At 68.5% G+C, this 26088-nt stretch carries 20 protein-coding genes; 11 read left to right on the forward strand and 9 right to left on the reverse strand.

The annotated features are described in order from the left end of the window. The first annotated feature begins 228 nt into the window (after nucleotides 1-228). Nucleotides 229-573: a DUF1127 domain-containing protein gene (locus FRZ61_RS01940; RefSeq protein ID WP_151114703.1), complete on the forward strand. Its 345-nt coding sequence runs from the start codon at nucleotides 229-231 to the stop codon at nucleotides 571-573. 79 nt (nucleotides 574-652) lie between these two features. Here the strand turns inward: FRZ61_RS01940 and FRZ61_RS26310 are convergent, their stop codons facing one another. Continuing rightward, the gene (locus tag FRZ61_RS26310; RefSeq protein WP_191909256.1) at nucleotides 653-2368 is read right to left on the reverse strand and encodes an alpha/beta hydrolase; all 1716 of its coding nucleotides are present in this window, start codon (nucleotides 2366-2368) and stop codon (nucleotides 653-655) included. A 209-nt stretch (nucleotides 2369-2577) separates the two neighbouring features. Between FRZ61_RS26310 and FRZ61_RS01950 the strand changes: the two genes are divergently transcribed. The 9 genes from FRZ61_RS01950 to FRZ61_RS01990 all read left to right on the forward strand — a co-directional run bounded on the left by FRZ61_RS01950 (nucleotide 2578) and on the right by FRZ61_RS01990 (nucleotide 13388). Further along, the gene (locus FRZ61_RS01950) at nucleotides 2578-3492 is read left to right on the forward strand and encodes a diiron oxygenase (RefSeq protein WP_151114704.1); all 915 of its coding nucleotides are present in this window, start codon (nucleotides 2578-2580) and stop codon (nucleotides 3490-3492) included. 51 nt (nucleotides 3493-3543) lie between these two features. Continuing rightward, a complete protein-coding gene (locus tag FRZ61_RS01955; protein ID WP_225309064.1) occupies nucleotides 3544-4116 on the forward strand; it encodes an OsmC family protein in 573 nt (190 codons plus the stop codon). 173 nt (nucleotides 4117-4289) lie between these two features. After that, nucleotides 4290-7052: a LuxR C-terminal-related transcriptional regulator gene (locus tag FRZ61_RS01960; protein WP_151114705.1), complete on the forward strand. Its 2763-nt coding sequence runs from the start codon at nucleotides 4290-4292 to the stop codon at nucleotides 7050-7052. 318 nt (nucleotides 7053-7370) lie between these two features. Then, entirely contained in the window at nucleotides 7371-8471 is a 1101-nt protein-coding gene (locus FRZ61_RS01965) for a class II histone deacetylase (RefSeq protein ID WP_151114706.1), read from the forward strand. Nucleotides 8472-8517: 46 nt separating this feature from the next. After that, nucleotides 8518-9855, forward strand: a complete 1338-nt coding sequence (locus tag FRZ61_RS01970; protein ID WP_151114707.1) for an ABC transporter substrate-binding protein — start codon at nucleotides 8518-8520, stop codon at nucleotides 9853-9855. Nucleotides 9856-9972: 117 nt separating this feature from the next. Next, nucleotides 9973-10773: an ABC transporter ATP-binding protein gene (locus FRZ61_RS01975; protein ID WP_151114708.1), complete on the forward strand. Its 801-nt coding sequence runs from the start codon at nucleotides 9973-9975 to the stop codon at nucleotides 10771-10773. Between the two features lie 3 nt (nucleotides 10774-10776). Further along, a complete protein-coding gene (locus tag FRZ61_RS01980) occupies nucleotides 10777-11493 on the forward strand; it encodes an ABC transporter ATP-binding protein (protein WP_151114709.1) in 717 nt (238 codons plus the stop codon). Nucleotides 11494-11499: 6 nt separating this feature from the next. Further along, nucleotides 11500-12378: a branched-chain amino acid ABC transporter permease gene (locus tag FRZ61_RS01985; protein WP_151114710.1), complete on the forward strand. Its 879-nt coding sequence runs from the start codon at nucleotides 11500-11502 to the stop codon at nucleotides 12376-12378. Nucleotides 12379-12380: 2 nt separating this feature from the next. Further along, the gene (locus FRZ61_RS01990; protein WP_151114711.1) at nucleotides 12381-13388 is read left to right on the forward strand and encodes a branched-chain amino acid ABC transporter permease; all 1008 of its coding nucleotides are present in this window, start codon (nucleotides 12381-12383) and stop codon (nucleotides 13386-13388) included. A gap of 27 nt (nucleotides 13389-13415) precedes the next feature. On the opposite strand, the gene FRZ61_RS01995 is transcribed toward FRZ61_RS01990, so the two are convergent. Genes FRZ61_RS01995 through FRZ61_RS02005 form a run of 3 tightly spaced genes read right to left on the reverse strand, consistent with a single transcriptional unit; the run spans nucleotide 13416 to nucleotide 18302 of the window. Further along, the gene (locus tag FRZ61_RS01995; protein ID WP_151114712.1) at nucleotides 13416-14546 is read right to left on the reverse strand and encodes an ABC transporter permease; all 1131 of its coding nucleotides are present in this window, start codon (nucleotides 14544-14546) and stop codon (nucleotides 13416-13418) included. Next, complete coding sequence (gene rbbA / locus FRZ61_RS02000; RefSeq protein WP_151114714.1) at nucleotides 14546-17308, reverse strand: ribosome-associated ATPase/putative transporter RbbA; 2763 nt, start codon at nucleotides 17306-17308, stop codon at nucleotides 14546-14548. Before rbbA ends, FRZ61_RS01995 begins: the two co-directional genes overlap by 1 nt. 10 nt (nucleotides 17309-17318) lie before the next feature. Next, a complete protein-coding gene (locus tag FRZ61_RS02005) occupies nucleotides 17319-18302 on the reverse strand; it encodes an HlyD family secretion protein (protein WP_151114715.1) in 984 nt (327 codons plus the stop codon). A 420-nt stretch (nucleotides 18303-18722) separates the two neighbouring features. On the opposite strand from FRZ61_RS02005, the gene FRZ61_RS02010 reads away from it, so the two are divergent. Beyond that, the gene (locus FRZ61_RS02010) at nucleotides 18723-20669 is read left to right on the forward strand and encodes a sensor histidine kinase (protein WP_191909257.1); all 1947 of its coding nucleotides are present in this window, start codon (nucleotides 18723-18725) and stop codon (nucleotides 20667-20669) included. A 9-nt stretch (nucleotides 20670-20678) separates the two neighbouring features. Here FRZ61_RS02010 and FRZ61_RS02015 read toward each other — a convergent pair whose 3' ends face one another. The 5 genes from FRZ61_RS02015 to kdpC all read right to left on the reverse strand — a co-directional run bounded on the left by FRZ61_RS02015 (nucleotide 20679) and on the right by kdpC (nucleotide 26074). After that, complete coding sequence (locus tag FRZ61_RS02015) at nucleotides 20679-21149, reverse strand: hypothetical protein (protein ID WP_151114717.1); 471 nt, start codon at nucleotides 21147-21149, stop codon at nucleotides 20679-20681. A gap of 16 nt (nucleotides 21150-21165) precedes the next feature. Then, nucleotides 21166-21771, reverse strand: a complete 606-nt coding sequence (locus tag FRZ61_RS02020) for a hypothetical protein (protein WP_151114718.1) — start codon at nucleotides 21769-21771, stop codon at nucleotides 21166-21168. A 101-nt stretch (nucleotides 21772-21872) separates the two neighbouring features. After that, the gene (locus FRZ61_RS02025) at nucleotides 21873-22565 is read right to left on the reverse strand and encodes a response regulator (RefSeq protein ID WP_151114720.1); all 693 of its coding nucleotides are present in this window, start codon (nucleotides 22563-22565) and stop codon (nucleotides 21873-21875) included. Next, the gene (locus tag FRZ61_RS02030) at nucleotides 22562-25273 is read right to left on the reverse strand and encodes a sensor histidine kinase (RefSeq protein ID WP_151114721.1); all 2712 of its coding nucleotides are present in this window, start codon (nucleotides 25271-25273) and stop codon (nucleotides 22562-22564) included. Before FRZ61_RS02030 ends, FRZ61_RS02025 begins: the two co-directional genes overlap by 4 nt. Before the next feature lie 201 nt (nucleotides 25274-25474). Then, the gene (gene kdpC / locus FRZ61_RS02035; RefSeq protein WP_151114722.1) at nucleotides 25475-26074 is read right to left on the reverse strand and encodes a potassium-transporting ATPase subunit KdpC; all 600 of its coding nucleotides are present in this window, start codon (nucleotides 26072-26074) and stop codon (nucleotides 25475-25477) included. Between the last annotated feature and the right edge of the window lie 14 nt (nucleotides 26075-26088).

A 26088-nucleotide genomic window follows, 5' to 3' on the forward strand; every position in this document is an offset into this window, starting at 1 on the left:
TGAGAAGGTCGAGCCGGCGGAGGGATGCGCTCGACCCGCGTGGTTTTCGTCGGACGCGAATTTCAACGCAAGGACGTCCAATTCCACGCTTCCCCTCACGGCGCCTGACGCGCCGGCTGCCTACATATCCGCCACCCAACGACGGAACGCTCGCCGGGGTTTGCCGGGGGCGACGCCATTCCAGTCCAGGACGGTTCCCGTCGTCGGGCCTAAGTTCAGGAGGTTTCAATGAATCGCCTTTCCCTCGATCTGTCGGTGCTGCGTCTGGCGGGCTTTTCGCGGGCGCTGTCCGGTGTGGCGCGGGGCATCGGCAGCTCGGTCTGGAGCCTGCCCCTGCAGACGCTGCAATGGCACGAGCGGCGCAAGGGCCTCGGCAGCTTGCGCGAGCTCAGCGACCGCGAGCTGCGCGATATCGGCCTGCGCCGCCCGGAGATCGCCTTGGCCGCGTACGGGCTCTACGATCCGCATGCGCAGGCGCCGGCGTCTCCGGTCGCGACGGCCACCCGTCCCGTTCCCGCCGCCAAGAAGGCGGATAACGGCGACGACAATCCCTGCATCGGCTGCGCCGCCTAGCGCGCCTTCACGATCGCGCCGCTGCCCTCGCTCCTTCCTCTCCGCCGCGTCGCGGGCGGAGGGGAAAGAAGGGCAGGCGTCAGGGCGCGGGACAGGCCGGCAGGAAGGCCGAGATCTCCGCGAGGAACCGCGGCCAGGCCGGTTCGTGCTCGAGAATGATGTGGTTGCGGCTGTCGAGCGGCACGAAGCGTGCGCCGCGGATGCCGCTGGCGAGTTCCCGGCCGCAATCGAACGGCACCACCGCATCGCCCCGGCTGTGCAGCACCAGCGTCGGCACCTTCACCTTGTCCAGAAGATCGCGGACATCGATGTTCGAGAACGCCTCGGTCAGCCGATGGGCGTTGCTGGGCGAGGTGGTGATGCGCTGCAGCTCGTTCCACCAGTTCGCCTGCTCCGGCGTCGCGTCGGGCAGGTAGAGCGAGGTGAAGATCTGGCGATAGGCGGGGCTTTCCTGGCCCCAGCCCTGCAGCGTCAGGGTCTGCAGCGCCTCGCGCCGGGCGATCTCGTCGGCTGAGCCCCGCTTGCGCCAGCCGCGCGCATAGCCGCCCGCCAGGATGAGGCGCGTCACGCGCTCCGGATGGCGGACCGCATAGGCGATCGAGACGGCGCAGCCCTGCGAGATGCCGAACAGCGGGAAGCGGTCGAGCCCGGCCGCATCCACCACCGTCTCCAGATCGTCCAGGAACGAATCGAAATCCAGGTTGCGGGCCGACCAGTCCGACAGGCCGTTGCCGCGCTCGTCATAGCGGATGAGCTGGTGATAGCGCGCCAGCGCATGGAGCAGATGGCGCCAGACCGGGCTCTGCCAGTCGAACTCGAGATGGTTGAGCCAGTTGGCCGACTTCACCAGCGCCGGCCCCTGGCCCGCCGTGCCATAGGCGATCCGCACCCCGTCGCGGGCGGTGCAGAAGCGGATCTCCTGCTCGATGTCGCGAAGCGGCTCGATCTGCGGGAAGGGCGCGGCCGGCTCGCTGCGCTCCATCACCTCGACCGCGACCGGCGCCGCCGGCCGGCGGCTGGAGGCGGCCTCCGCTGTCGCGACGGCCATCTCGGGCAGCGTCGCGACCGAAGGCGGAAGGCCGCGCAGCTCGCGCCAAGCATGGGTCAGCATGGCGGCCGGCATGCCCGTGAGCGCCTGGATATGGCGGCGCGCGATCTCGTACTGTTGTTCCGCCTCGTGCGTCAGGCCGTTGCGCGCCAGGAGCTGGACGAAATAGGTGCGCGCCTCTTCGCAGTCCGGCTCGACCTCGATCATGCGCCGCATATGGGCGAGCGCTTCCTGGGGACGCGAGTCCGCCAGCCGCTTGGCCATCTGGGCCAGGCTGCGCGCATGCAGGATGCGCGCCTGCTCGCGCTCGGCCACCATCCAGGACTGGAAACCGGGGCAGCGCTCGAGTTCGATGCCCTCGAGGAACGGCCCGCGGAAGGCCCCGAGCCCCTCGAGCAGGGCCGTCTGCGGCGCCCCGTCGAAATCCTCGCCGATGGCGTCGCGCACCGTCAGCAGATCGACATCCAGGCCGCTGCAGTCGAGCGACACGGCCTCGCGGTCGGCCTGCATCCGCTCCACCCGGTCGTCATTCACCAGCGCGCGCAGCTTGGACAGGCTCCAGCGCAGCGAGCCGCGCGGATCGTCGGGCAGGTCCCAGAACATCTCGCAAAGCTTGTCACGCGAATGTGAGCGCCGCGTGACCGCGAGATAGGCCAGCAGGGCCCGCGTCTTTTTCGATTGCGGCAGCGATATGGGGGCGCCGCCCCGCGCCAGCTCCATCCTGCCCAACACGCGAAGCTGCAGCATCTCTGCTCTTTCGGAGGCAAACCGGCAGGCGCGCCGAACCAGAGCCTCTGTGGCGGCCGCCATCGCCGATAAGGGAATTCCATGCCAGTTACAACGAATGGCGATGGGATTCAACGCCTATCGCCACCGCATTTCCCACGAGCGTAGGGGAAATAGCCTCCCGACGCGGGGCCGATCGCGGGCCCCGTTCCGCATCCCGGGAGAAAGACATGACGATCGAACGTTTTAGCTATCAGGCGGCTCTCGCCGCCGCCCAGCGCGTCAACTGGAAGATCGAGGACATCGTCGGCGGCGATAGGCGCCTGGACTTCACCCGGCCCTTTCTGCCGGAGGCCCTGGCACAGACGGGGCGCCTGATCTTCCTGACGGGAGAGGAGCGCCGGGTGCTGAACCAGATCCGCGGCCACGCCTATCTCCATATCTTCGGCCTGGTCGAGGAGTTCATCCTGCCCTTCCTGCTCGATCACGCCCGGGCGCGGCTCGACGGCGACGATCACGAGATCCGCGCGCTGTTGCAGTTCGCCGGTGAAGAGGCGAAGCATATCCAGCTCTTCAAGCGCTTCAGGGCCGAGTTCGAAGCCGGCTTCGGCTATGGCTGCGCGGTGATCGGCCCGGCCGATGAGATCGCCAAGGCGGTGCTGGCCCATCATCCGCTGGGGGTGGCGCTTACCATCCTCCATATCGAGTGGGTGACGCAGCGCCATTATCTCGACAGCGTCAAGGACGACCCGTCGCTCGATCCGCAATTCGCGAGCCTCTTGAAGCATCATTGGATGGAGGAGTGCCAGCACGCGAAGCTCGACACGCTGATGGTGACGGGCCTGGCGCAATCCCTGGATGCGGAGGAGATCGTCCAGGGCGTCGAGGACTATCTCGCCATCGGCGGCTTGATCGATCGCGGCCTCGAGCAGCAGGTGGCGCTGGATCGGCAGAGCTTCGAGCAGGCGACCGGCCGCCGTCTGACCTCGAGCGAGACGGAGATCTTCGGCCAGCTCCAGCACCAGGCCAACCGCTGGACCTTCCTCGGTTCCGGCATGAGCCATCCGCGCTTCCTCGCGACGCTCGAGGCCCTGGGTCCGCAGCACCGCCAGCGCGTCGAAGCGATCGGGCCGGCCTTCTGCTGACGGCCGGCCCGAGTCATGCCCGCCTTCCCACCCTGCCCCAGGAGAACCGCCATGAATGTGATGACGCCCGCCCCGGCACCCACCCATGTCAACGGCTACGATCTGGCCCGGATCCAGGCGATCGTCGCCACGATCCAGAAGGATCCCGACCAGGCCCGGATCGAGTTCAAGGTCCGCACGGCCTGGAAGGGCCAGACCCGCAGCGAATCCACGATCGACAGCTACCGCCTCGGCGATCGCGAGATCGCGCGCAGCTTCAAGATCGCGGCCGACGAGCCGCTGGAGCTGGACGGCAGCAACATCGCGCCCAACCCGCAGGAGCTGCTGATGGCCGCGCTCAATGCCTGCCTGATCGTCGGCTACACCGCGACCGCGGCGGTCAGGGGCGTGACGCTCGACCGGGTGGAGATCGAGACCAAGGGCGCGCTCGATCTGCGCGGGTTCTTCGGTTTGGATCCGGACGTGCCCGCCGGCTACAGGAAGCTTCGCGTCAAGGTGCGCATCAGCGGCGACGGCACGCCCGAGCAGTTCCGCGAGATCCATGCCATGGTGCAGGCGACCTCGCCCAACCTCTTCAACCTGACCCGCGCCGTCCAGATCGTGCCCGAGCTGGTGGTGTCCTAGGACAGCGGAAGGGCCGGTGGGCGCCATCGCCGCCGGCCCTTGCCTCCCGGGCCTTTGCCGCTAAAGTCGATCCCTGCAGCCGGCCGGCGCGTGCACAAGGACCGGTTCCAAGCCGCTCTTCAAGAGGCGGCACTCAGGCAAGGGAGGATGCGGCCTCGAAGGCCGCCGCGACCATGTGGCAATCCGATCTCAATCTGATCGGGACGAAATACCGGCTGCCGCCCTTGAACGCGGCGGCTGTCGACCGGCGTCGTCTGCATGCGCTCCTGGCCAAGGCCGGCGGCAGCCGGCTCACCACCATCGCGGCCCCGGCGGGGTTCGGCAAGACCACGCTGCTGCTGCAATGGGCGCGCCGCCTCGAGGCCGAGGCGGTGCCGGTGGCCTGGCTCTCGCTCGACGAGGATGACGACGAGATCGGCCGCTTCCTCTGCTACCTGATCGCCGCGATCCAGGCGGTCCAGCCGAAGCTGGGCAAGGGCGCCGTCTCGCTGCTGCGCTCCAGCCCCGGCCTGCCGGTAGCGCCCGTGCTGGCCAGCCTCGTCAACGATCTGGCGCGCGTCGAGGGCCGGTTCACCGTCATGCTCGACGACGTTCATTGGCTGACCCAGCCGGCGCTGCTCCAGGCGCTCGAGAGCCTCCTCACCTATGCGCCGCCCACGGTGCATTTCGTGCTGGCCGGGCGCGGCGCCCTGCCGCTGGCGGCGGCCCGGCTCAAGGTGCGCGGCCAGGTGACCGAGCTGCACGAGACCGACCTGCGCTTCGATCTCGACGAGACCCAGGAGTTCCTCAACACGCGGCGCGCGCTGGCGCTCTCCTCGGCCGATCTGGTGGTGCTGCAGCACCGCACCGAGGGCTGGGCCGCGGGCCTGCAGCTCGCCTCGCTCTCGCTCGAGCGCCGGATCGAGCGCAGCGCCTTCATCGACAGCTTCTCCGGCACCGATCGTGATATCGCCGACTTCCTGGCGAGCGACGTCTTCACGCGCCAGCCGCGGGCGCTGCAGGAGTTCATGCTGCGCACGGCCTTTCTGCGGCGCATGAATGCGGAGCTGGCGGCCGAGCTTACGGAGCTGACGCCGGCCGAGGCCCGCGACCGGCTCAAGCATATCGAGCGCGCGGGGCTCTTCCTGGTGCCGCTCGACAGCGAGGAGAAGTGGTTCCGCTACCACCATCTCTTCAGCGACTTCCTGTGCCACCAGATGAGCCGCCGGCAGCCCGAGGCGATCGCGGGCCTGCACCGCAAGGCCGCCGCCTGGCTCGAGGCGGCCGGCGAGACCGCCGACGCGATCCATCACCTGATCGCGGCGGATGCGGGCGAGGCCGCGGCCGACAAGGTCGAGGCCTGCGCCATGGACCTGATCCGGCAGAGCCACGTGCTCCGCCTCAACGACTGGCTGCGTCGCCTGCCGCCGGAGCTCGTCAAGCGTCGGCCCCGTCTGCTGCTGAGCCAGGTCTGGCTGGAGTTCCAGTTCAACCGGCCGACCGAGGCGGCGCGGGCGCTCCGCCTCGCGCGGCGCGCCATTGCCCAATCCTTGCCCGGCGCCGCGGACCGGCGGCAATGGCAGAGCGAGCTTCGCGTGCTGATGTGCGGGACGGTGAGCGCCAGCGACCGCTCGGCCCGCGCCCGCGCCTTGGCGCGGCGCTGGATTCCCGACCTGCCCGAGGACCAGCCCTTCCTCATCGGCGCGCTCAACAACATCCTGGCCTATTGCGAATATTCGCTGGGCAACCTGGAGGCCGCGCGCGCGGCCTGCCAGACGGCGCGGGCCAGCCATGTCCGGGCGCAGTCGCTCTTCGGCATCGTCTATTCCGATCTGATCCTGGGCCTGGCCGAGAAGGCCGCGGGCGACCTCAAGGAGGCCTCGCGCCTGTTCCAGCGGGTGCGGGGCATCGCCGACGAGGCGCTGGGCACCGGCTCCTATGCGGCGGCCCTGGTCGGGGTGTTCCAGGGCGAGCTGCAGTACGAATGGAACAATCTCGAGGAGGCGGCGCGCTCGCTCGACGAATATCGCGACATCGTCGAGGAAAGCGCCCTCATGGCGCATGAAAGCGTGGCCCATATGCTGGGCGCCCGGCTGGAGGCGGCGCAGGGCCGCATCGACGCGGCGCTGGCGAGCCTCGATCGCGGCGAGCGCCGCCATGGCCGGCGCGCGCGTCACACACGGCTGGGGGCGGGACTGCTCCATGAGCGGGTGCGGCTGCTGCTGAGCCGCGACGACCGGATGGGCGCCCGGCTCGCGATCCAGAATTTCGGCCTCGATCCCGACACCGGCCAGTTCTCGCGGGCCCTGGCACCGGTTCCTTCCTCCGATTTCGAGCGGCTGGCCCTGGCACGGCTCTGGATCGCGGAGGGGCGCGGCTCGGCGGCCGTCGCGTCGCTGGAGCCTCTGGCCCTGCGCCTCGCGCAGCAGGGACGGGGCCGGCGGCTGCTCCAGGCGCGGCTGCTGATGGCGATCGCCCGGCTCAGGAGCGGCGCCCCCGACGCCGCCGAACGGGTGCTCCTGCCGGCGATGGCCGAGGCGCGGCGGCAGAACCTGCTGCGCAGCTTCCTCGACGAGGGCGCGCCCGTGGCCGAGCTCGTCGAGCGGCTGCGGCGGCGATGCGCCGGCCGGGCCGCCGCCGATCTGGTCGGCAGCGAGCTCGAACCGGTGCGCCATTATCTCGACCGCCTCGCCGGCGCCTTCGCCAGCCAGCGCATCGGTGCCGCCCGCCCGCGGCCCGATCATCCCGCCCTTCATCTCAGCCAGCGCGAGCTCGAGGTGGTGAAGCTGCTCTGCAACGGCTTCAGCAATCACCAGCTCTCGCGCCACCTCGCCATCTCGCCGGACACGGTGAAGTGGCACCTCAAGAACATCTTCGGCAAGCTCGGCGTCGACAACCGCTCCCAGGCCATCGTGACCGCCGAACGCCTGGGGCTGATCTCGATAAGAGAGCAATAGGGCGAGGCAACAAGGGGCTTGGTGTTTGTTTTCTATCCCCTCCCCCATTTTTGGGGGAGGGCAGGGAGGGGGATGACTCGTTCTCTCCGCGGCGCGGATGCATAAACCGGTATTCACCGTTGCCGCGCGACCGGTGCAGCCCCCTCCCTAACCCTCCCCCGCGATGCGGGGGAGGGGATAGGAAACGCCCACCCGTTCGGGTGGGCGAAAATATCGGGCCGCCCCACCTGTCCGGGGCGTGACCGGCGCCCAGGCGTCGCCGCACAGTCTTCGCCGCGCCCCAGGATCGCGAAGCCGAACAAGGAGGCTGGGCAGGCCATGACGACCGGATGGGTCTTCCACGAGCTCTATCTCTGGCATGACACGGGCACCTATGCCTCCGTGTTCCAGCCGGGCCTCACCATCGAGCCCGGCGAGCATTCGGAAAACCCGGCGACCAAGCGCCGCTTCCGCAACCTGCTCGAGGTCTCGGGGCTGCTGGAGAAGCTGACCGCGATCAGGCCCGAGCCCGTGAGCGAGGCCGACATCGCGCTGTTCCACACGCCGGACTACATCGCGAACATCAAGGCCATGAGCGCCGAGCGCGGCGGCGATGCGGGCGAGCTCACCCCCTTCGGCCAGGGCAGCTACGAGATCGCGCTGCTCGCGGCCGGCGGCACCTACGCCGCGGTCGACGCGGTGCTGAAGGGGAAGCTGCGCAACGCCTATGCGCTGGTGCGCCCACCCGGTCATCATGCGGAGCGCGACAAGGGCCGCGGCTTCTGCATCTTCGGCAATGTCGCGGTCGCCATCATGAAGGCGCGCAAGACCCACAAGCTCGGCCGCGTCGCCACGGTCGACTGGGACGTCCATCACGGCAACGGCACGCAGCAGGCCTTCTACGAGGACCCCAACACCCTCACCATCTCGATTCACCAGGACCGGCTCTTCCCGATCGACAGCGGCACGGTCGAGGAGAACGGTTCGGGCGCCGGCGAGGGCTACAATCTCAACATCCCGATGCCGCCGGGCTCGGGCGTCGGCGCCTATGTCGCGGCCTTCGAGCGGGTGGTGATCCCGGCGCTCAGGCGCTTCAAGCCCGAGCTCATCGTGGTCCCGTCGGGCTTCGATGCCGGCGGCACCGACCCCCTGGGCCGCATGATGATCCATAGCGGCGGCTATCGCGAGCTGACGCGGATGCTGATGGAGGTCGCCGACGAGCTCTGCGGCGGACGGCTGGTGCTGTCGCACGAGGGCGGCTATTCCGCCACCAACGTGCCCTATTGCGGCCTTGCCGTCATGGAGCAGCTCTCGGGCACGCGCACCGCGGTCGAGGACCCGTGGCTCAAGATCATGGAGCGCTGGGGCTGGCAGGATCTGCAACCGCACCAGGAAGCCGCCATCGACAAGGCGGCGCTGGCGCTCTCGCGCATCAAGTGATCCATCATATTCAAGCAAACCGGCTGTTAGGGAGGAGTTGATTCCAATGACCAGGAAGACCGAGACCGACCACCAATCCGGCCCGTCGATCCCGTCGCGCCGCGCTTTCTTCGGCAAGACCGCCGCGGTCGCGGCCGGCTCGACCGCTCTGCTGGCGGCCCTCAATGACGGCGCCAAAGCCGACGGCGATCCGATCCCCGTGGGCCAGGCGGCGCCCTTGACCGATTTCGCCGCCGCCGACGGCATCGAGTTCAAGAACGGCCTGACCCTCGCCTGCGAGGAGATCAACGCGGCCGGCGGCATCCTCGGCCGCCCGGTGGAGCCCTATTTCGAAGACACCAAGCAGATGGGCGATGCCACCAACGTCCAGGCCGTGCAGCGCCTGATCGACCGGCATTCGGTCCATGCCATCCTCAACGGCTACAATATCGGTTCGGGTGCCGCGATCCAGGAGCCGGTCGCGGATGCCGGCATCATCTATGTCCACTACGACACCACGATCGGCCACAACAACCTGATCAAGTCCAATCCGGACCGCTATTTCGGCTCCTTCCAGGGCGATCCGCCCGAATATTGGTACGGGCCGGGCTTCCTCAAGTTCGTCCAGGGCCTGGAGCAGAGCGGCCAGTACAAGCGCACCAACAACAAGATGGCGGTGATCCTCTCGGCCGGCGTCTATGCGGCCAACATCGCCAACGCGGTCAAGGACACGGCCAAAGACTATGGCTGGGAGATCAGCCTGTTCGAGACGGTGAACGTGCCGATTTCCGAATGGGGCCCGGTCCTGGCCAAGATCCGCCAGGATCCGCCCTCGGTCATCTGCATCACGCATTTCCTACCCGCCGACCTGGCGCAGTTCTGCGTGCAGTTCGCGCCGAACCCGACGCCCTCGCTGGTCTATATGCAGTACGGCCCGTCGGTGCCGGCCTTCCGCGAGATCGGCAAGGAAGCCACCAACGGCATCCTCTATGCCACCGTCGTCGGCTGCCTCCAGGACGAGATCGGCACCGCCTTCGAGAAGCGCTACAAGGCGAAGTTCGGCGCGAATGCGGGCCACAATTCGGGCGCCCAGTCCTATGATGGCGCCATGGTCTGGGCCACGGCGGCGGCTCTCGCCGGCGGCTCGGGCGAGCCCGGCAACGATGCCCAGAACCGCAAGGTGGCGGCGCGGATGCGTTCGCTCATCTGGCGCGGCGTGACCGGCACCACCCGCTTCGATCCGGAGGGGCAGTCGGCCTACACCTATCCGACGCAGACGAACGACTCCTCGCTCGGCATGCCGCATCAGTTCCTGCAGATCCAGGACTACACCAAGGGACCGGGCCTGATCGCGCCGGAGCCCTATGCGACCGCCAAGTTCGCGATGCCGCCCTGGATCAAGTAGCGGCAACCGGTCCAGTCAAGCTTCGGGTCCTTTCCCCGTCTTGGGGAGGGGACCCGTTGCGCCTTATGATGATCCGCAGGGTCGAGTCCGGCCGAGGGGCGTCCGCAGCAACATCACATGGCAGTCACTGAACCGACCGCGCTCCTTTCGGTGCGTAACGTCAGCAAGCAGTTCGGCGCGCTGATGGCCGTGAAGGACCTCTCCTTCGATGTGCAGGAAGGCGAGGTGCTCGGCATCGGCGGGCCCAACGGCGCCGGCAAGACCACGCTGTTCGAGGTGATCTCGGGCCTCAACCCCGCGACCCGGGGCGCCATCCTCTTCAACGGCCAGGACATCACCCACGCTCCGCCCGAGGCGATCTGCCATGCGGGCGTCGCCCGCACCTTCCAGCTCAATGCCGGCTTCGACTCCTTGAGCCTGCGCGACAATGTCCGGGTCGCGGCCTATTTCGGCCGGGACAACCGGCGCATCCCGGGCCTCTCGATCGGCCGCGATGTCGAGGCCGAGGTCGATGCGGCCATCGCCATGGTCGGGCTCAAGGGCCGCGAGCATCTGATCACCGGCCGCCTGCCCGTCCTCGACCGCAAGCTCCTGATGCTGGCCGGCGCCATCGCCACCCGGCCCAAGCTGCTGCTGATGGACGAGCCGGTCGGCGGGCTCAATCCCAAGGAGATCGACCAGATGATGGGGCTGGTGCGCGATTTGCGCGCGCGCGGCATCACCATCGTCCTGATCGAGCATGTCATGCGCTTCCTGGTGCAGCTCTCGAGCCGCGTGCTGATCCTGCATCATGGCGAGCGCATCTATGAGGGCTCGCCGCAGGGCCTGGTGCGCGACCGCACCGTGATCGACGTCTATCTGGGCGAGGGCGCGTCGAAGCGCCTGGGCTCGCTCCTCGAAGCCAAGGCGGGCGCCTGAGCCATGGCCGAGGCCCTCCTCAAGATCGACAATCTCTCGGCCGGCTATCACGGCCAGGATGTGCTGCGCGGCCTTTCGCTCTCGATCGCCGAAGGCGGCCTGGTGGCGATCGTCGGCCCCAACGGCCACGGCAAATCGACGCTGCTGCGCGCCATTTCGGGCTTGCTGCGCCTGACCGGCGGCAGCATCGAGCTCGAAGGCAAGCGGATCGACCGGCTCCGGCCCGACCAGATCGTCGCCGCCGGCATCGTCCATGTGCCCCAGGGCGATCTGCTGTTCCCCGAGATGACCGTGCTCGAGAACCTGCAGATGGGCGCCTACCTGCCGGCCGCAGCGTCGCAGATGGCCGAGCGCCTCGAGCAGGTCTATGCGCTCCTGCCCAAGCTAAAGGACCGCCGGAGCCAGGTCGCCAGCACGCTCTCGGGCGGCGAGCGGCGCATGGTCGGGATCGGCCGCGGGCTGATGGCGGATGCGCGCGTCATGCTCCTGGACGAGCCGTCGCTGGGGCTGGCGCCGATCATCATCGACCAGATCTACGAAGTGATCGACGCCCTCCGGCGCTCCGGGCGCACCATCCTCCTGGTCGAGGAGAATGCCAGCCGCGTCGCCGACAAGGCCGACCATATCCATCTGCTCGACCATGGCGAGTTCGTCTGGTCGGGCGCGGGTTCGGCGCTGATGGCCCGGCCCGAGATCCTCGCGACCTATCTCGGGAGCTGAGCCGCCATGGACGTCGTCATCCAGGTCATCGCCTCGGGCCTCACGCTGGGCGCCATGTATGCGGTCTCGACCGTCGGGCTCTCGCTGGTCTACGGCTCGCTCAACATGTTGAACATGGCCCATGGCGCGCTCCTGGCGCTGGGCGGCTATATCTGCTTCTACGCCATGACCGCGCTGGGCTTCCCGGGCATCGTCGGCGTGCTGGCCGCGGTCGCGATCTGCGGCCTGGTCGGCCTCCTGATCTATGTCACCACGGCGGCACCCCTGCTGGGCTCGCCGCAGTTCGAGACCGGCGTCTTCATCGCCACCATCGGCTTCGGCGCGGTGGTCGAGAACGTGATCCTGCGGCTGTTCGGCCCGCAGCCGCAGCCGCAATCGCTCCAGGTGCCGGGCGATATCGTGATCGGCCATGTCCATATCCCGAACCAGAACCTGATGATCCTGGCGGTGGCGCTGGCGCTGATGGTCGCGATGGCCCTGCTGCTGAAACGCTCGCGCCTGGGCCGGGCCATCCGGGCGACCGCGCAGAACCGCGAGGCGGCCCAGCTCATGGGCGTCCGCGTCGGCCGCATCTACGCGATCGTGCTGGCCTTGTCGGGCGGGCTCGCCGCGATCTCGGGCATCATGGTCAGCTCGCTCTCCTCGCTGCTGCCCAACATGGGCGGCGATCCCATGCTCAAAGCCTTCATCATCTGCATCGTGGCCGGGCTCGGCAATGTGGCCGGCGCCGTGATCGCGGCGATCGCGCTGGGCCTCCTGGAGGCCACGGCGCAATACAATCTCGGCGTCCAGTACAGCTTCGCCCTGCTGCTGCTCCTGGTGATCGTGGTGCTGATCTGGCGCCCCTACGGGCTCTTCGGCCGCAAGCAGGTGGTGCGGCTGTGACCATGACCCCGCTCAGGCGCGACATCCTCGTCACCGTGCTGCTGGTGGCGTTCGCCGCCACCGTGCCCTACCTCACCTCGACGCGCTACATCGTCACCCAGACGACGCTGTTCTTCATCTGGGCCATCGTCGTGACGCAATGGAACCTGGTGCTGGGCGTGGCGGGGATCTTCTCGCTGGCCCAGATGGCACTCTTCGCCGTCGGCGCCTATACCACGGCCATGCTGGGCTACTATTTCGGCGTGCCGGTGGCGCTCGCCATGATCCTGGCCGCCATCGTGGTCGTCATCGTCAGCGTGATCATCGGGCTGGCCTGCCTGCGCCTGCGCGGTCCCTATGTCGCGCTCCTGACGCTCGCCATCGCCCAGATGCTCTATCTCCTGATCGTCAACGATACCGACTGCTTCACCAATCCGCCCTCGGGCTGCATGCCGCTCTTCGGCGGGGTGCGCGGGATCAACCGCTTCGGCGATCTGGGCTTCCGCGCGCTGTTCGGCTCCAAATGGTACATCGCCCACTACTATCTGGGGCTGGTGCTGCTGGCGCTCGCGATCCTGGTGTCGATCCTCATCATCCGAGGGCCCCTGGGCCTGGCCTTCCAGGCGCTGCGCGACAATCCCGGCTATGCCATGTCGCGCGGCATCAGCCGGTTCAAGTATCAGCTCTGGGTCTTCGCGGTCTCGGCCTTCTTCACCGGCCTGGCCGGCGGCTTCTACGCCGCGCAGTTCGCCGTGGTGGGCCCCACCGTCTTCTCGATCTCGCAGCTCCTGCTGCTGCTGTCGATGATGGTGGTGGGCGGTCTCGGCCGCATCTGGGGCCCGGTGCTGGGGGCGCTGCTGCTGATGCTGGCGGACGAGGGCATGCGCGAGCTCGGCGACTGGCGCGACATCGGGCTGGGGATCATCCTGATCCTGTTCGTGGTGCTGCTGCGCCAGGGCCTGGTGGGGGCGGCCGAGGGTCTCTGGCGGCGCCTGCGGCCGGCGAAAGCCCCGGCGGTCGCCAGCCGCTGACAAGGGGCGGCGCGCGGCCCCGCCCGCTCACCCCTGCAGGGCGGCGATGCTGCGCCGGAAGCGGAGCCCCGCCAGGATCAGCAGCACGATGCCGGCGACCGCGGTCGCGGCGAAATCCAGCCAGACCGCGTCGATCCCCGCGCCGCGATAGAGGATCGCCTGGGAAAAGCGCACGAAATGCGTCGAGGGCACGAGCTGCATGATCTTCTGCAGCGCCTCGGGCTGGCTCTCGATCGGCGTCTGGCCGCCCGAGAGCAGGTTCATCGGCAGGATCACCAGGATGAAGAGCAGGCCGAACTGCGGCATGGACCGCGCCAGGGTCGCGAGGAAGATGCCGATCGCGGTCGAGGAGAAGAGGTAGAGAGCCACGCCCGCCAGATAGAGCGGGATCGAGCCTTCGATCGGCACCGCGAGCAATCTCTCCACCACCAGCCAGAGCGAGGCCGCCGTCGCCACCACGATCACCAGCGCGTTGGACCAGATCTTGGCCATCATGATCTCGAACGAGGTCAGCGGCATGACCAGGAGATGCTCGATCGTGCCGTGCTCGCGCTCCCGGATCAGCGCGGCGCCGGTGAGCACGACCGAGAGCATGGTGATGCTGTTGATCAGCTGCATGACGCTGGTGAACCAGGCGCTCTCGAGGTTCGGGTTGAAGGCGATGCGGGTGTGGAGCTCGACCGGTTGCGCGGAGCTGCCCGCATCCTGCCGCAGGAAATTCGTCACCTCCTGGGCGACGATGTTCGAGAAGTAGGTGGCGCCGATGCCGGCCTGCATCATGGCGGTGGCGTCGATATCGAGCTGCAGCTCCGGCCTTCGCCCGGCCAGGAGGTCGGATTCGAAATCCGCCGGGATCACCAGGACGAAGGTGTAGCGCCCGCTGTCCATGTCGGGATCGATCTCGTCGAACCGGATCATGGCCGGCGGCTGGAACTGCGGCGGCAGCATCGCGTCGCGGAACCGCAGGGAAAGCTGCGAGCGGTCCAGATCCACGATGCCGACCGAGGCGTTGCGCAGCTCGTGCGAGATGCCTTCCGCCGCCGTATAGACCGAGAGGGAGAAGGCCCAGATGATGAGGATCACCATCACCCGGTCGTGGCGCAGGCTGTAGAGCTCCTTGACGCCGAGCCTGTAGATGGCGAGGAGGGAGGCCAGCATCACCGCTCCTGCTTGGGCAACAGGATCGCGCTCAGGATGAGCAGGATCGGGAAGAAGAGCGCCAGCGCGCCGAGCTGGCTCGCCAGGTCGCGGAAGGACAGCGCCTTGGTGAAGACGCCGACGCTGACCTGGAAGAAATAGGTCGTGGGGAAGATCGTGCCCAGGAAGGCGGCGTTGCCCTCCAGCGAGGAGACCGGCTGCATCATGCCCGAGAACTGCACGGCGGGCAGCATGGTGATGATCGCCGTGGCGAAGAGCGCCGCGATCTGGCTGCGGGTGAAGGCCGATATCAGCAGGCCCAGCGCGGTCGAGGCCAGGAGGTAGAGGAAGGCGCCGAGGCTGAGCGTGGCGAAGCTCCCCTTGATGGGGACGCCGAACACGATGAGGGCCATGGCCGTCATCAGCAGGAAGTTCGCCATGCCCAGGATCACATAGGGCACCTGCTTGCCGACCAGGAACTCGAGGCGCGTCACCGGCGTGACATAGAGATTGGTGATCGAGCCCAGCTCCTTCTCGCGCACAATCCCGAGCGCCATGAGGATGGCGGGGATGAAGAGCAGCAGCAGGGCCACCACGCCCGGCACCATCGCGTAGACGCTGCGGAAGTCCTGGTTGTAGCGGTAGCGCGGCTCGAGATCGTAGGGCGTGACCGACGGCGTCTCGCCCGTCTTCTCGCGGCCGAGATTCTGCAGATAGCCCAGATGCAGCCCCTCGACATAGCCGCGGATGGTCTCGGCCCGGAACGGCATGGCGCCGTCGATCCAGACGGCCACGTCGGCGGTCTGGTCGCGCAGGATGTCCTTGCCGAAGTCGGGCGGAATCTCGATCGCGAGCGTGATCTCGCCGTCCTTCAGCCGGCGATCGAGATCGGCATCGTCGGCGAGCGGCGCCTTCTGGTCGAAATAGCGCGACCCGGCATAGTTCTCGAGATAGGTCCGGCTTTCCGGCGTCCGGTCGCGGTCGAGCGTCGCATAGGACAGATTCTCGACATCGAAGGTGATGCCGTAGCCGAACACCAGCATCAGCAGCGCCGTGCCGAAGAGCGCCACGGCCAGCCGGACCGGATCGCGCAGGATCTCCAGGGTTTCTCTGAGCGCATAGGCGAACAGCCGGCGCGGCTTGAACAGCGACAGCCCGCCTCGCCCCGCGGCGGGCGGCGCGGGCATCGCGGGCGGGGGATCGGCGACCGGTGGCGTCGCGGCCGGCCCGGCCTTCGCCGCGTCCGCTTTTGCGGCGTCCTGGAGATAGTGGATGAAGGCGGCCTCCAGGCTGTCGCTACCGGCCTTGGCGACGAGGCCGGTGGGCGTGTCGGTCTCGAGCACGCGCCCCGCATGCATGAGCGAGATGCGGTCGCAGCGCGCGGCCTCGTTCATGAAATGGGTCGAGATGAAGATCGTGACGCCGCGGTCGCGCGAGAGCCCGATCAGGAGCTCCCAGAACTTGTCGCGGGCGACCGGATCGACGCCCGAGGTGGGCTCGTCCAGGATCAGGAGCTCCGGCTCATGGATCACCGCCACGGCCAGCGACAGCCGCTGCCGCACGCCCAGCGGCAATTGCTCGGCCAGCTCGTCGGCATGGTCTTCGAGCCCGAATTCGTCGAACAGGCGCTTGATCGATTGCGCCATCTTGCCGGCCGGGACCTGGAACAGCCGCGCATGCAGCTCGAGATTCTGCCGGACCGTGAGCTCGGCATAGAGCGAGAAGGATTGCGACATGTAGCCGACACGCCGGCGGGTCGCGAGATCGTCGGGACGCGGCACCTTGCCGAAGAGCTCCACGCTGCCGGCCGTCGGCGGCAGCAGCCCGGTCAGCATCTTCATGGTCGTGGTCTTGCCGCAGCCGTTCGAGCCGAGGAAGCCGAAGATCTCGCCGCGCTCGATGCGGAAGCTGACCCGGTCGACCGCGGTGAAATCCCCGAAACGGCGCGTCAGCCCCTCGGCCAGGATCGCCGGCTCGCCATCTCCATGCTCGCGCGGCCTCAGGACGACCGGGCGGTAGCCGGCCCGCGCCGCCTCCGGCAGCAGGGCGATGAAGGCGGCTTCCAGCGAGGCGCTGCCCGTCCGCTGCCGGACCTCCGCTGGCGTTCCCTCGGCCAGGATCCGGCCGGCGTTCATGGCGATGAGATGATCGAACCGCTCGGCCTCGTCCATATAGGCCGTCGCGATCAGCACCGTGAGGCCCGTCCGCGATCGCCGGATCTCGTCGATCAGCTCCCAGAACTGGCGGCGCGACAGCGGATCGACGCCGGTGGTGGGCTCGTCCAGGATCAGGAGGTCGGGATCGTGGATCAGCGCGCAGCAAAGCCCGAGCTTCTGCTTCATGCCGCCGGAAAGCTTGCCGGCGGGCCGCGCGGCGAACGGCGTCAGGCCGGTCGCGCGCAGAAGCTGCTCGATGCGAAGGACGCGCTCGGCATGGCCCTGGTCGAACAGGCGGCTGAAGAACTCGAGATTCTCCCGCACGCTCAGATCCATGTTGAGGTTGCGGCCGAGACCTTGCGGCATATAGGCGATGCGCGGGCAGGCACGCATCCGGTGGCGCGGATCGGCCATGTCGCCGCCCAGCACCTCGATGCGGCCCTGCTGACGACGCCGGGCGCCGGCGACGAGGCCGAGCAGGGTGGATTTGCCCACGCCGTCGGGCCCGATCATCGCGATCATTTTTCCCGCCGGCAGCGCCACGGACAGGCCGTCGAGCGCCAGCACCTTGCCATAACGGTGCGTCACCGTTTCCAGCCTGATCGCGTCGGGCGGGGCGGCGGTCATGGCGCGGGACTCACTCCGGCAGCTTGACCTCGAGGCTCGGCGGCCAAGGCTGGTCCGGCGCCAGCAGGACGTAGGCCTCTCCTGGAAGCCCCGTCTTGACCTTCTCCTCGTTGGCCTTCAGCAGCGAGGGATCGATCTGGACCTTGACGCGGAACATCAGCTTCTCGCGCTCGTCCTTGGTCTCGACCTGCTTCGGCGTGAACTGCGCCTCCGCGGCGATGAAGGAGATGTTGGCCGGGATCACATATTCCGGAACGGCGTCGAGAACGACGCGCGCCGAGGAGCCGATCCGGACCCGCCCCACCTGATCGGTCGGCAGGAAGATCGTCATATAGACGTCGGTCAGATCGAGCAGCGTCAGCACGCGCCCGCCGGCCGCGAGCACCTCGCCCGGTTCCGCCAGGCGGTGCTGGATCCGGCCGTTGATGGGCGCCTTCAGCGCCGAATCGTCGAGCTGGGCCTGGATCCGCCGCATCTCCGCCTTGGCGGAGTCGACCGCGCGCTGGCTGGTCTCGCTCTGGGCCTGGGCGCCGTCGAGGGCGGCCCGGGCCGCGTCGAGCAGGCTGCGCCGCTGGTCGACGATCTCGCGCGAGATGTCGCCGGTCTTGGCGAGCGACACCGCCCGGTCATATTGCTGCTTCGCGAAGGCCAGTTCCGCCTGACGCTGGGTGATCACCGCCTGGGCCGAGGCCACGGCCTTCTCGGCCTGGGCCGCGTCGGCGCCGGCCTTGTCGAAGCTCGCCTCGAGCTCGGTCGTGTCCATGCGGGCCAGCACCTGGTTGGCGGCGACCAGATCGCCCTCCTGCACCAGCACCTCGGCGATGCGCCCGCTATATTTCGCCGCGACCTGGACTTCCTGGGCCTCGATCCGGCCATTGCCGCTGGCGATATAGTCGGGGAGGCGCGATTGATGCTGCTGCCACCAGCGCCAGCCGCCCGCCGCCGCGAGCGCCGCCAGCCCTATCAACACGGCCACCAGGATCAGACGTTTCATCGGAAGATCGCCGCACCGAGGGGTTGATGCCGCAAGTCATGGCTTGGAAGCCAGTACCCTGCCCCGCGGCCGGTCGCCGGGTCCGGAACCCGGAACCCATGGAAGGGGTGCGACTATAGCCAGATGGCGCGGGCGGCAGGGAGGGTTGCGCTGTCGCAGACGCCACCCGTGCCGGTCATCCGAAAGGACCGGTCCGGTCCCCTCGGCCAGGAGCGCCAGTCGCTTTTTATTGAAATCGCAGGGCTTTGCAACCCCTGTCCGGGTATCGTGCCGATCCGGCGGCGGCGCCGATCTTGCCGCTGGCGGTTAAGGACCCCATTTTTCACAAAGAAACGAGGGGGATTGGCCTGGCCCGGGGCGGACGCCAGGACAGTCGGCAAGATGGGCGAGCGCGACCGGCCCCCCGCAACGGGGTCGAGAATGGAAGCAGGAGCGGGCAGCCAGGCGCCGACCTCCGACGGGAGGGCGGGGCCGGCGGTGCGGCGGCCGCTGCCGACGCCGCAGCTGGCGGCCTGGTGGCGGCGACAGCGCAGTCCCGCGGCCGGTCTTTACCTCCGCAATGCCGCGACGGTGGTCCTGCCCCTGATCCTGGCGGCGCTGGCGATCGTCGCCTTCTCCTACGTCTCCTCCCTGGCAACGGTGAAATCGGTCTACCGCGCGAACGCGGAGCGCCAGATCGACCTCGACGTGCGGCGCCTCGAAAGCTTCTTCGCCGAGCGCCAGTTGATCCTTGCCGGCATCGCCCGGTCCATGACGGTGTCGCAGGGCGATCTCCTGAACAACATGGGCAAGCTCGCGGACAATGAAGGTCAGCTGGGCGGGTTCTTCGAGGGCCTCTATCTCGTCGATCTCGACGGGACCGCGCAGGGAACGCGCGGCGAGCGCATCGACATCGCGGGGCGGCCCTATTTCACGGCGGTCGCCCGGGGCGGGAACGCCTTCAGCGACATCCTTGTCAGCCGCGTCTCGGGGAGCCGGGTCGTGATGGCGCTGCTGCCGATTCGCGACGCGTTCGGCACGGTCGTCGGCGCGCTGGGCGGCGCCATTCCGATCGCCAGCCTGTTGAACGAGGTGACGGTGGCGGAGCGGAGCGGCTCCCAGGCCGTGCTGCTCGACAGCGAGGGGACCTTGCTGGCGGGCTCGAGCCTGGCGCCCGATGAGCAGCGCGTCGCCGCGTCGGCCCTCGCGCAAGCCGACCCGGCGATGCGACAGCCGGCCGAGATCGAGCTCGCGGCGAGCGGCGAAACGGCGCGTTACCTGATGGTGCAAGGCCGGCTGCCGCAGTTGGGATGGCGGCTCGGCCTGCTCTGGCCCCTGGACGCGATCGAAAGCGGCGCCCGGCGCGATGCGCTCTATGGAATCCTGGTCTCGCTCCTGCTGATCGCCGCCGCTGCCGGCTATTCGCTCTGGTCGACCCGGCGCTTCCTGGCGCCGCTGCGCCAGGTCGCGGACGGCATCCGGGCCCTCGGCCGCGGCGACGCCCCTGTCCGCGCCCCGGCGGTCGGCGAGGACGATATGGCCCGGATCGGCGCCGCCTTCAACGAGATGGCGGCAAACCTGGCCGGGCGCGAGCGCGAGCTGAAGGAGGTGGCGGTCCTGCTGGAACGGCAGGCGCGGGGGCTCGAGATCGCCAATGTGCAATATGCCGAGGAGCGCGAGGCGGCGCTGGCCGCCAGTCAGTCGAAGACCGAGTTCCTCTCCAACATGAGCCACGAGCTGCGCACGCCGCTCAACGCGGTGCTGGGATTCTCCGAGCTTCTGGCGGCGATGCCGGCGGCGGCATCGAGCGAGACGGTGGCCTCCTACGCGAGGGAGATCCACGGCGCCGGGCGCATGCTGCTGGGCCATATCGATTCCATCCTCGCCTATGCCCAGCTCGACGCGCGCAGCTACACGCCCGAAACGGCCGCGACCGCGGTGCTGGAGATCGTCCAGGGGGCCGTCCGGCTTGTCGAGCAGCGCGCTTCCAGCAAAGGCCTGCGGGTCCGGCTGGAGATCGGCGAGCCGCTGCCGCCGGTCGTCACCGACGGGGCCGCCATCCGCCAGGTCCTGGTGCAGCTGCTGTCGAACGCGATCAAGTTCACCGCTGCCGGCGGCGCGATCCGTGTGCATGTGGAACAGCCCCGGGGTCGCGAGCTCGCCATCCATGTGCAGGACAACGGCGTCGGCATCGAAGCCGAGGATCTCGACCATGTGTTCGAGCCGTTCTGGCAGGCGGAGCCGGCGCTCACGCGCAGCACCACGGGGCTCGGACTCGGGCTCGCCTATGCCAAGCGCCTGATCGAGATCAATGGCGGCCGTCTCGCCATCGAAAGCCGGCCCGGCGCCGGTACGACCGTCACCTGCTATCTGCCCGTCACCGCCTAGGCAGAAGCGTCAGCAGCTGGGCCAGGCGAGCCAGCCCACCAGGTCCTTGCCGGTGGTGAAGACCGGTTCCTTGTCGGTGCTGGTGCAGGCGCTCACCGGCCCGACATGGTTTTCCGGATAGAAGTAGGGTCCCTTCAGCACCGCCCCGTCGTCCGGCTCGTTGGCGCTGGGATCGCCGCCATTGGCCGCGACCGAGCATTTGAAGACGCTGCCGTCGGCGCCCACGGTGTGGACCGCGAGCGTGCCGTCATCCTGCGTCGCCACGTCGCCGACATAGGCGGGCTTGGACGGGTTGGCCTCGAGACAGGCCAGCAGCCCCGGATAGACGGAAGGCAGATGGGCGCTCCAGTCGCCGGACTCCTCCATCCGGCTCGAGCTCTCGAGCGAAGGAATCGAGCTCCCGCCGCCGGTCTGGGTGCAGCCCCAGCCGGCCAGCGAGAGGGCAAGCGCGAATGCGGTCAGGACTCTTTGGGCCTTCATTGGTCTTCTCCTGCTTTCAAAACCGGATGGCGCCGACGTCATCTTGGCTCATGCGGTCGAGCATGCCGATACGATCGTTTTCCATCGTGTAGGTCGTCGAGCGACAGATGATCGCCAGCGTGACCGTGCCGTCGTCCAACGCCATCAGGCAGACGGCGTTCCTGCCGCTCTCGTCGGCGTGCAGGACGAAACCCAGCGCATGCAGGGCCGGGTTTCCACCCAGGTCCTTGTCGAAAGGCAATGCGCTCACGGTTCCCCCATCGAACTGCGCTTTCGCCAGGTCCAACGGCCTGCCCACGTCGACTTCTCGGTCGAAGCGGAGGATGAAGACGACGAGCCAAGGGGCTTTCCCGCTGCTGTCTTCGCCGCCTTCGGGGTCGACGGCGCCGAGTGTCGGCTTGATCTTGCCGTCAGCGCTCAGCACCAATGCATTTTCGTTGAACTTCGCAATGCGCCGGGACCTGGGACATTCCGGCGGCGGCTTCATGGTCGTCAGATCGACCTTTAACCGCGTCCCGGGCCGGATGAAATCGGCGAGGCACGGTTTGATGTCCTCGGCACGGGCGATCGAAGGCGCCGCAATCACGATCGCGAGCACCAGCAGCATGAAGCCCAAGCGCATGAAACCGTCCCCCTCGGTCCTGGCTGGCGATGGATTTTCTGCAACCTGGCCGAGAGCCTACCGCTCGCCCCGGCCGATGACAATCACCCGGCAGAAGGACCCTATTGTACCTGCAGCCTGTATCCCACGCCCGGTTCGGTCAGGATATGGACCGGCTGTTCCGGATCGGCCTCGATCTTCTGCCGAAGCTGGCGCACATAGACGCGCAGATACTGCACGTCGCCGCCGTTCTCGTCCTTCCAGACCTCGCGCAGCAGGTGCCGGTGGGTCAGGACCTTGCCGGCATGGAGCACGAACTGCTGCAGCAGGTCGTATTCCTTCGGCGAGAGCTTCACCTCCTCGCCGCGCACCGTCACGATCCGGCGCACCAGATCGACCGTGAGATCGCCGCTGCGGAAGAGCGGCCGGCCGCCCTGCTGCTGCAGCCGGTGGCGCAGCGCCGTCCTGAGCCGCGCCACCAGCTCCTCCATGCCGAAGGGCTTGGTCACATAATCGTCGGCGCCGAGATCGAGCGCCTCGACCTTGCCCTTCTCGTCGTCGCGGCTGGAGAGCACGACGATGGGCACCGGCGATTCCGCGCGGATCTTGCGGATCAGCTCCAGCCCGTCGATGTCGGGCAGGCCCAGATCGACGATCAGCACGTCCGGCCGCTCATGCCGGAGCAGGCTCAGGCCCTCGGCGCCGTCGGCGGCCTCGACGACGCGATAATCCTGCACCGCGAGCGTGGTGCGCAGCAGGCGGCGGATCGGCGGCTCGTCGTCGATCACCAGCACGGTGGCGCGATCGCTGGTCATGCGAGGCTCGCCGCTCCCTCGGGTTCGGGCGCGACCGACAGGGGCAGCGCGATCCGGAAGAGGGCGCCGGTGCGGTCGGTACGGTTCTCGGCGACGATCGTGCCGCCCATCGCCTCGACGAAACCGCGGCAGATGGCGAGGCCCAGGCCGGTGCCGGCGCGCTGGCGGTCCGCGGCCTTGACCCGGAAGAACTTGTCGAAGATGCGCTCGAGCGCGTCTTCGGGAATGCCCGTTCCCTCGTCCATGACCTCGATGATGACCTGCTTGTCTTCCTGCCGGGCGCGGATGGCGATCCGCGACTGAGGCGGGCTGTATTTTGCCGCATTGTCGAGCAGGTTGACGAGCACCTGCTCCATCAGCACGAAATCGAGCCGCAGCAGCGGCAGGTCGGGCGCGAGGCTGACATCGACCTTGCGGTGGCCGATCATCGGCTGGGCGCGGCGCAGCGCGGTTCCCACCAGGTCGCCGAGATCGACCGGCTCGCGCTTGAGCTCGAGCGCGCCGGTGTCGAGCCGGGTCATGTCGAGCAGATTGGCGACGAAGCGGTTGAGCCGCTCGCCTTCCTCCTGGGCCGCCGCCAGCATCTCCTCCCGCGTCGCGTCGTCATAGAGCGCGCCGTAGGTCCTGAGGCTCGAGATGGTGCCCATGATGGTGGCCAGCGGCGTGCGCAGGTCGTGCGAGATCGAGGTCAGGAGCGCCGCGCGCAGCCGCTCCGTTTCCGAGAGCATGCGCGCCTCGTCGGCGCTCTCGGCGAGCCGGACCCGCTCCATCGCCACCGCGATCTGGTCGATCAGCGCGTCGAGCAGGCGGCGCTGCTCGGAGGTCAGCAGCACGCCCTCGTCCGCGCGGGTGATGCCGACCACGCCGAGCTTGCCGCTGGCCGTCGTCATCGGCAGGAACAGCCGCCGGGCGCCCGGCAGCGTGTCCGAGCCGCGGCCGGCCGCGCGGTTATGGTCCCAGCACCATTGAGCGGCCGCCAGGTCGGCCTCGTCGAGGCGGTCCTCGGGCGGGAAGCCGGCGCGCACGGCGAGCCCGTCGGGCTTGGGCGTCAAGAGCACCACCTCGACCTTCAGCATCGCGGCGATCTGATGGGCCGAGGCCCAGAGCAGATCGTCCAGGGTGGCGATGCCGGCCAGCTTGCGGCTGAAGCCATAGAGCTCGCCGATCGCGGCCGCGCGGTGGCGCGCCGCCTCCGCCTGGATCCGGGCACGGCCGGCGAGCCCGCCGGTCAGGAGCGCCGTCAGGGTGAAGAAGACCAGCGCCACGACGTTCTCGGGGTCGGTGACGGTGAGGGTGTAGAGCGGGGGCGTGAAGAAGAAATTGTAGGCGACGGAACTCAGGAGCGCCGTCGCCAGCGCCGGCATCAGCCCGTCGCGGATCGCGCTGATCAGGACCGCCGCCAGGTAGATCAGCGACAGGCTCTGGATCGTAACCAGCTCCTGGACGGCTTCGCCCAGGCCCGTGGCGACGGCCACCAGCAGCAGGCTGCGGACATAGCGCCAGGGATTGACCGGCTCATGCGTCGATGCGTCGGCTTCGGCCTCGCGAGCCTGCTCGCGGGTCTCGCCCGGCACGACATGGACGACGATGCTACCGGCCTTTGCCGCCAGCTCGTGCACCACCGAGCCGTGCAGCAGCTCGAACCAGCGCGAGCGGCTCGACTTGGCGAGCACGATCTGGGTGATGTTGTTGTCGCCCGCGTAGGCGAGGAGCGCGTCGGCGATGCGTTCGCCGGGCAGGTGGCGCGTATCGGCGCCGAGCCGCTCCGCCAGCCGCAGCGTCTTGGCGATGCGGTCGCGATCCGCCTCGCTGAGCCGCGCATGTCGCGGTCCTTCGATATAGACCGCCTGCCAGGGCGCGCGCAGCCGGTCGGCCAGCCGCTTGGCGTAGCGCACGGCGCCCTCGGCGTTGGGCCGCTCGTTGACGCAGACCAGCACGCGGTCGCCGGCGGCCCAGGGTCCCTGGATCGCGTGCGCGCGCATATAGTCGACCATCTGCTCGTCGACGCGCTCGGCCGTGCGCCGCAAGGCGAGCTCGCGCAAGGCCGTCAAGTTGCCGGGCTGGAAGTAGTGACGGACGGCGCGCTCGGCCGCCTCGCGTACATAGACCTTGCCCTCCTTGAGCCGCTTGAGCAGCTCCTCGGGGGTGATGTCGATGATCTCGATCTCGTCGGCGCGGTCGATGACGCTGTCGGGCACGGTCTCGCGCACCCGGATGCGGGTGATGCGTGCGACCACGTCGTTCAGGCTCTCGATATGCTGGATGTTGAGCGTCGCATAGACGTCGATCCCGGCCGCGAGCAGGTCTTCGACATCCTGATAGCGCTTGAGATGGCGGCTGCCGGGCGCGTTGCTGTGGGCGAGCTCGTCCACCAGGGCCAGTTTCGGGCGCCGCTTAAGCAGGCCGTCGAGGTCCATTTCCTGCAGCGTCTTGCCCTTGTAGGAAACGGGACGCCGCGGCAGGACCTCGAGCCCTTCGATCATCGCCTCGGTCTCGCGCCGCCCGTGGGTCTCGACCACGCCGACCACGACATCGACGCCCTCGGCCCGCTTGCGCCGCGCCGATTGCAGCATCTCGTAGGTCTTGCCGACGCCGGGTGCGGCGCCGAGGAAGATCTTGAGACGGCCGCGCCCCTCGGCATTGACGGCGGCCAGGAGAGCATCGGGCGAGGGCCGGCGATCGGCCTCGGGAGGATCGGAAGCGGCCATGCGCGTCAGTCTAGCCGAAGCCGTCGTTCCGGCGCAGGCCTTACGGCGGCGGGCCCGGCCGGTCGTCCGGCGGAAAAAGAAGAGGCCGAAGGCCGGGCGGCGGTGGGATGACCGCCGCTTCCGGAGCCTTCGGCCTTCAAACAGCGCCGCGGCATCGGGGAAGGGATGCCATGGCGCCGTATCATCGGTGCCCCCGGATCGTCAGCCGCCCAGCCCGTCGAGCGCCATGTTGAGCTTCAGGACGTTCACATGGGGCTCCCCGACGAGGCCGAGGAAGCGACCCTCGATATTGTCCTGGACCAGCTGGCGCACGCGGTCTTCGCTCAGGCCCCGTGCCTTGGCGACGCGCGGCACCTGGAACAGGGCGGCCGCCGGGGTGATGTCGGGATCGAAGCCGCTGGCCGAGGTCGTGACCAGATCGACCGGCACCGGCGTCGAGGGATTCTCGGCCTTCAGCGTCGCGCTGTCGGCGGTGACCCGATCGATCAGGGCCTTGGCGGTCGGCCCGAGCTGCGAACCCAGCGAGTTGGCGGCGTTGTAGGGCTCGGCAACGCTGTTGCCCTGGGCGTCGGTCCCGGTGGTGACCGAGGGCCGGCCGTGGAAATACTTCTCCGAGGCGAAGTTCTGCCCGATCAGCTCGGAACCGATGACGGTGCCGTTCTTGCCGAGGATCAGGCTGCCATTCGCCTGGTAGGGGAAGAGGAGCTGTGCCAGGCCCGTCATCCCGAGCGGATAGGCGACGCCCAGGATCAGGGTCAGCAGCAGCAGCAACAGGATGGCGGGACGGAGTTCTTTTGCCATGGTGGAGGATCCTT

The organism is Hypericibacter adhaerens (assembly GCF_008728835.1).
Taxonomy (GTDB): Bacteria; Pseudomonadota; Alphaproteobacteria; order Dongiales; family Dongiaceae; genus Hypericibacter; species Hypericibacter adhaerens.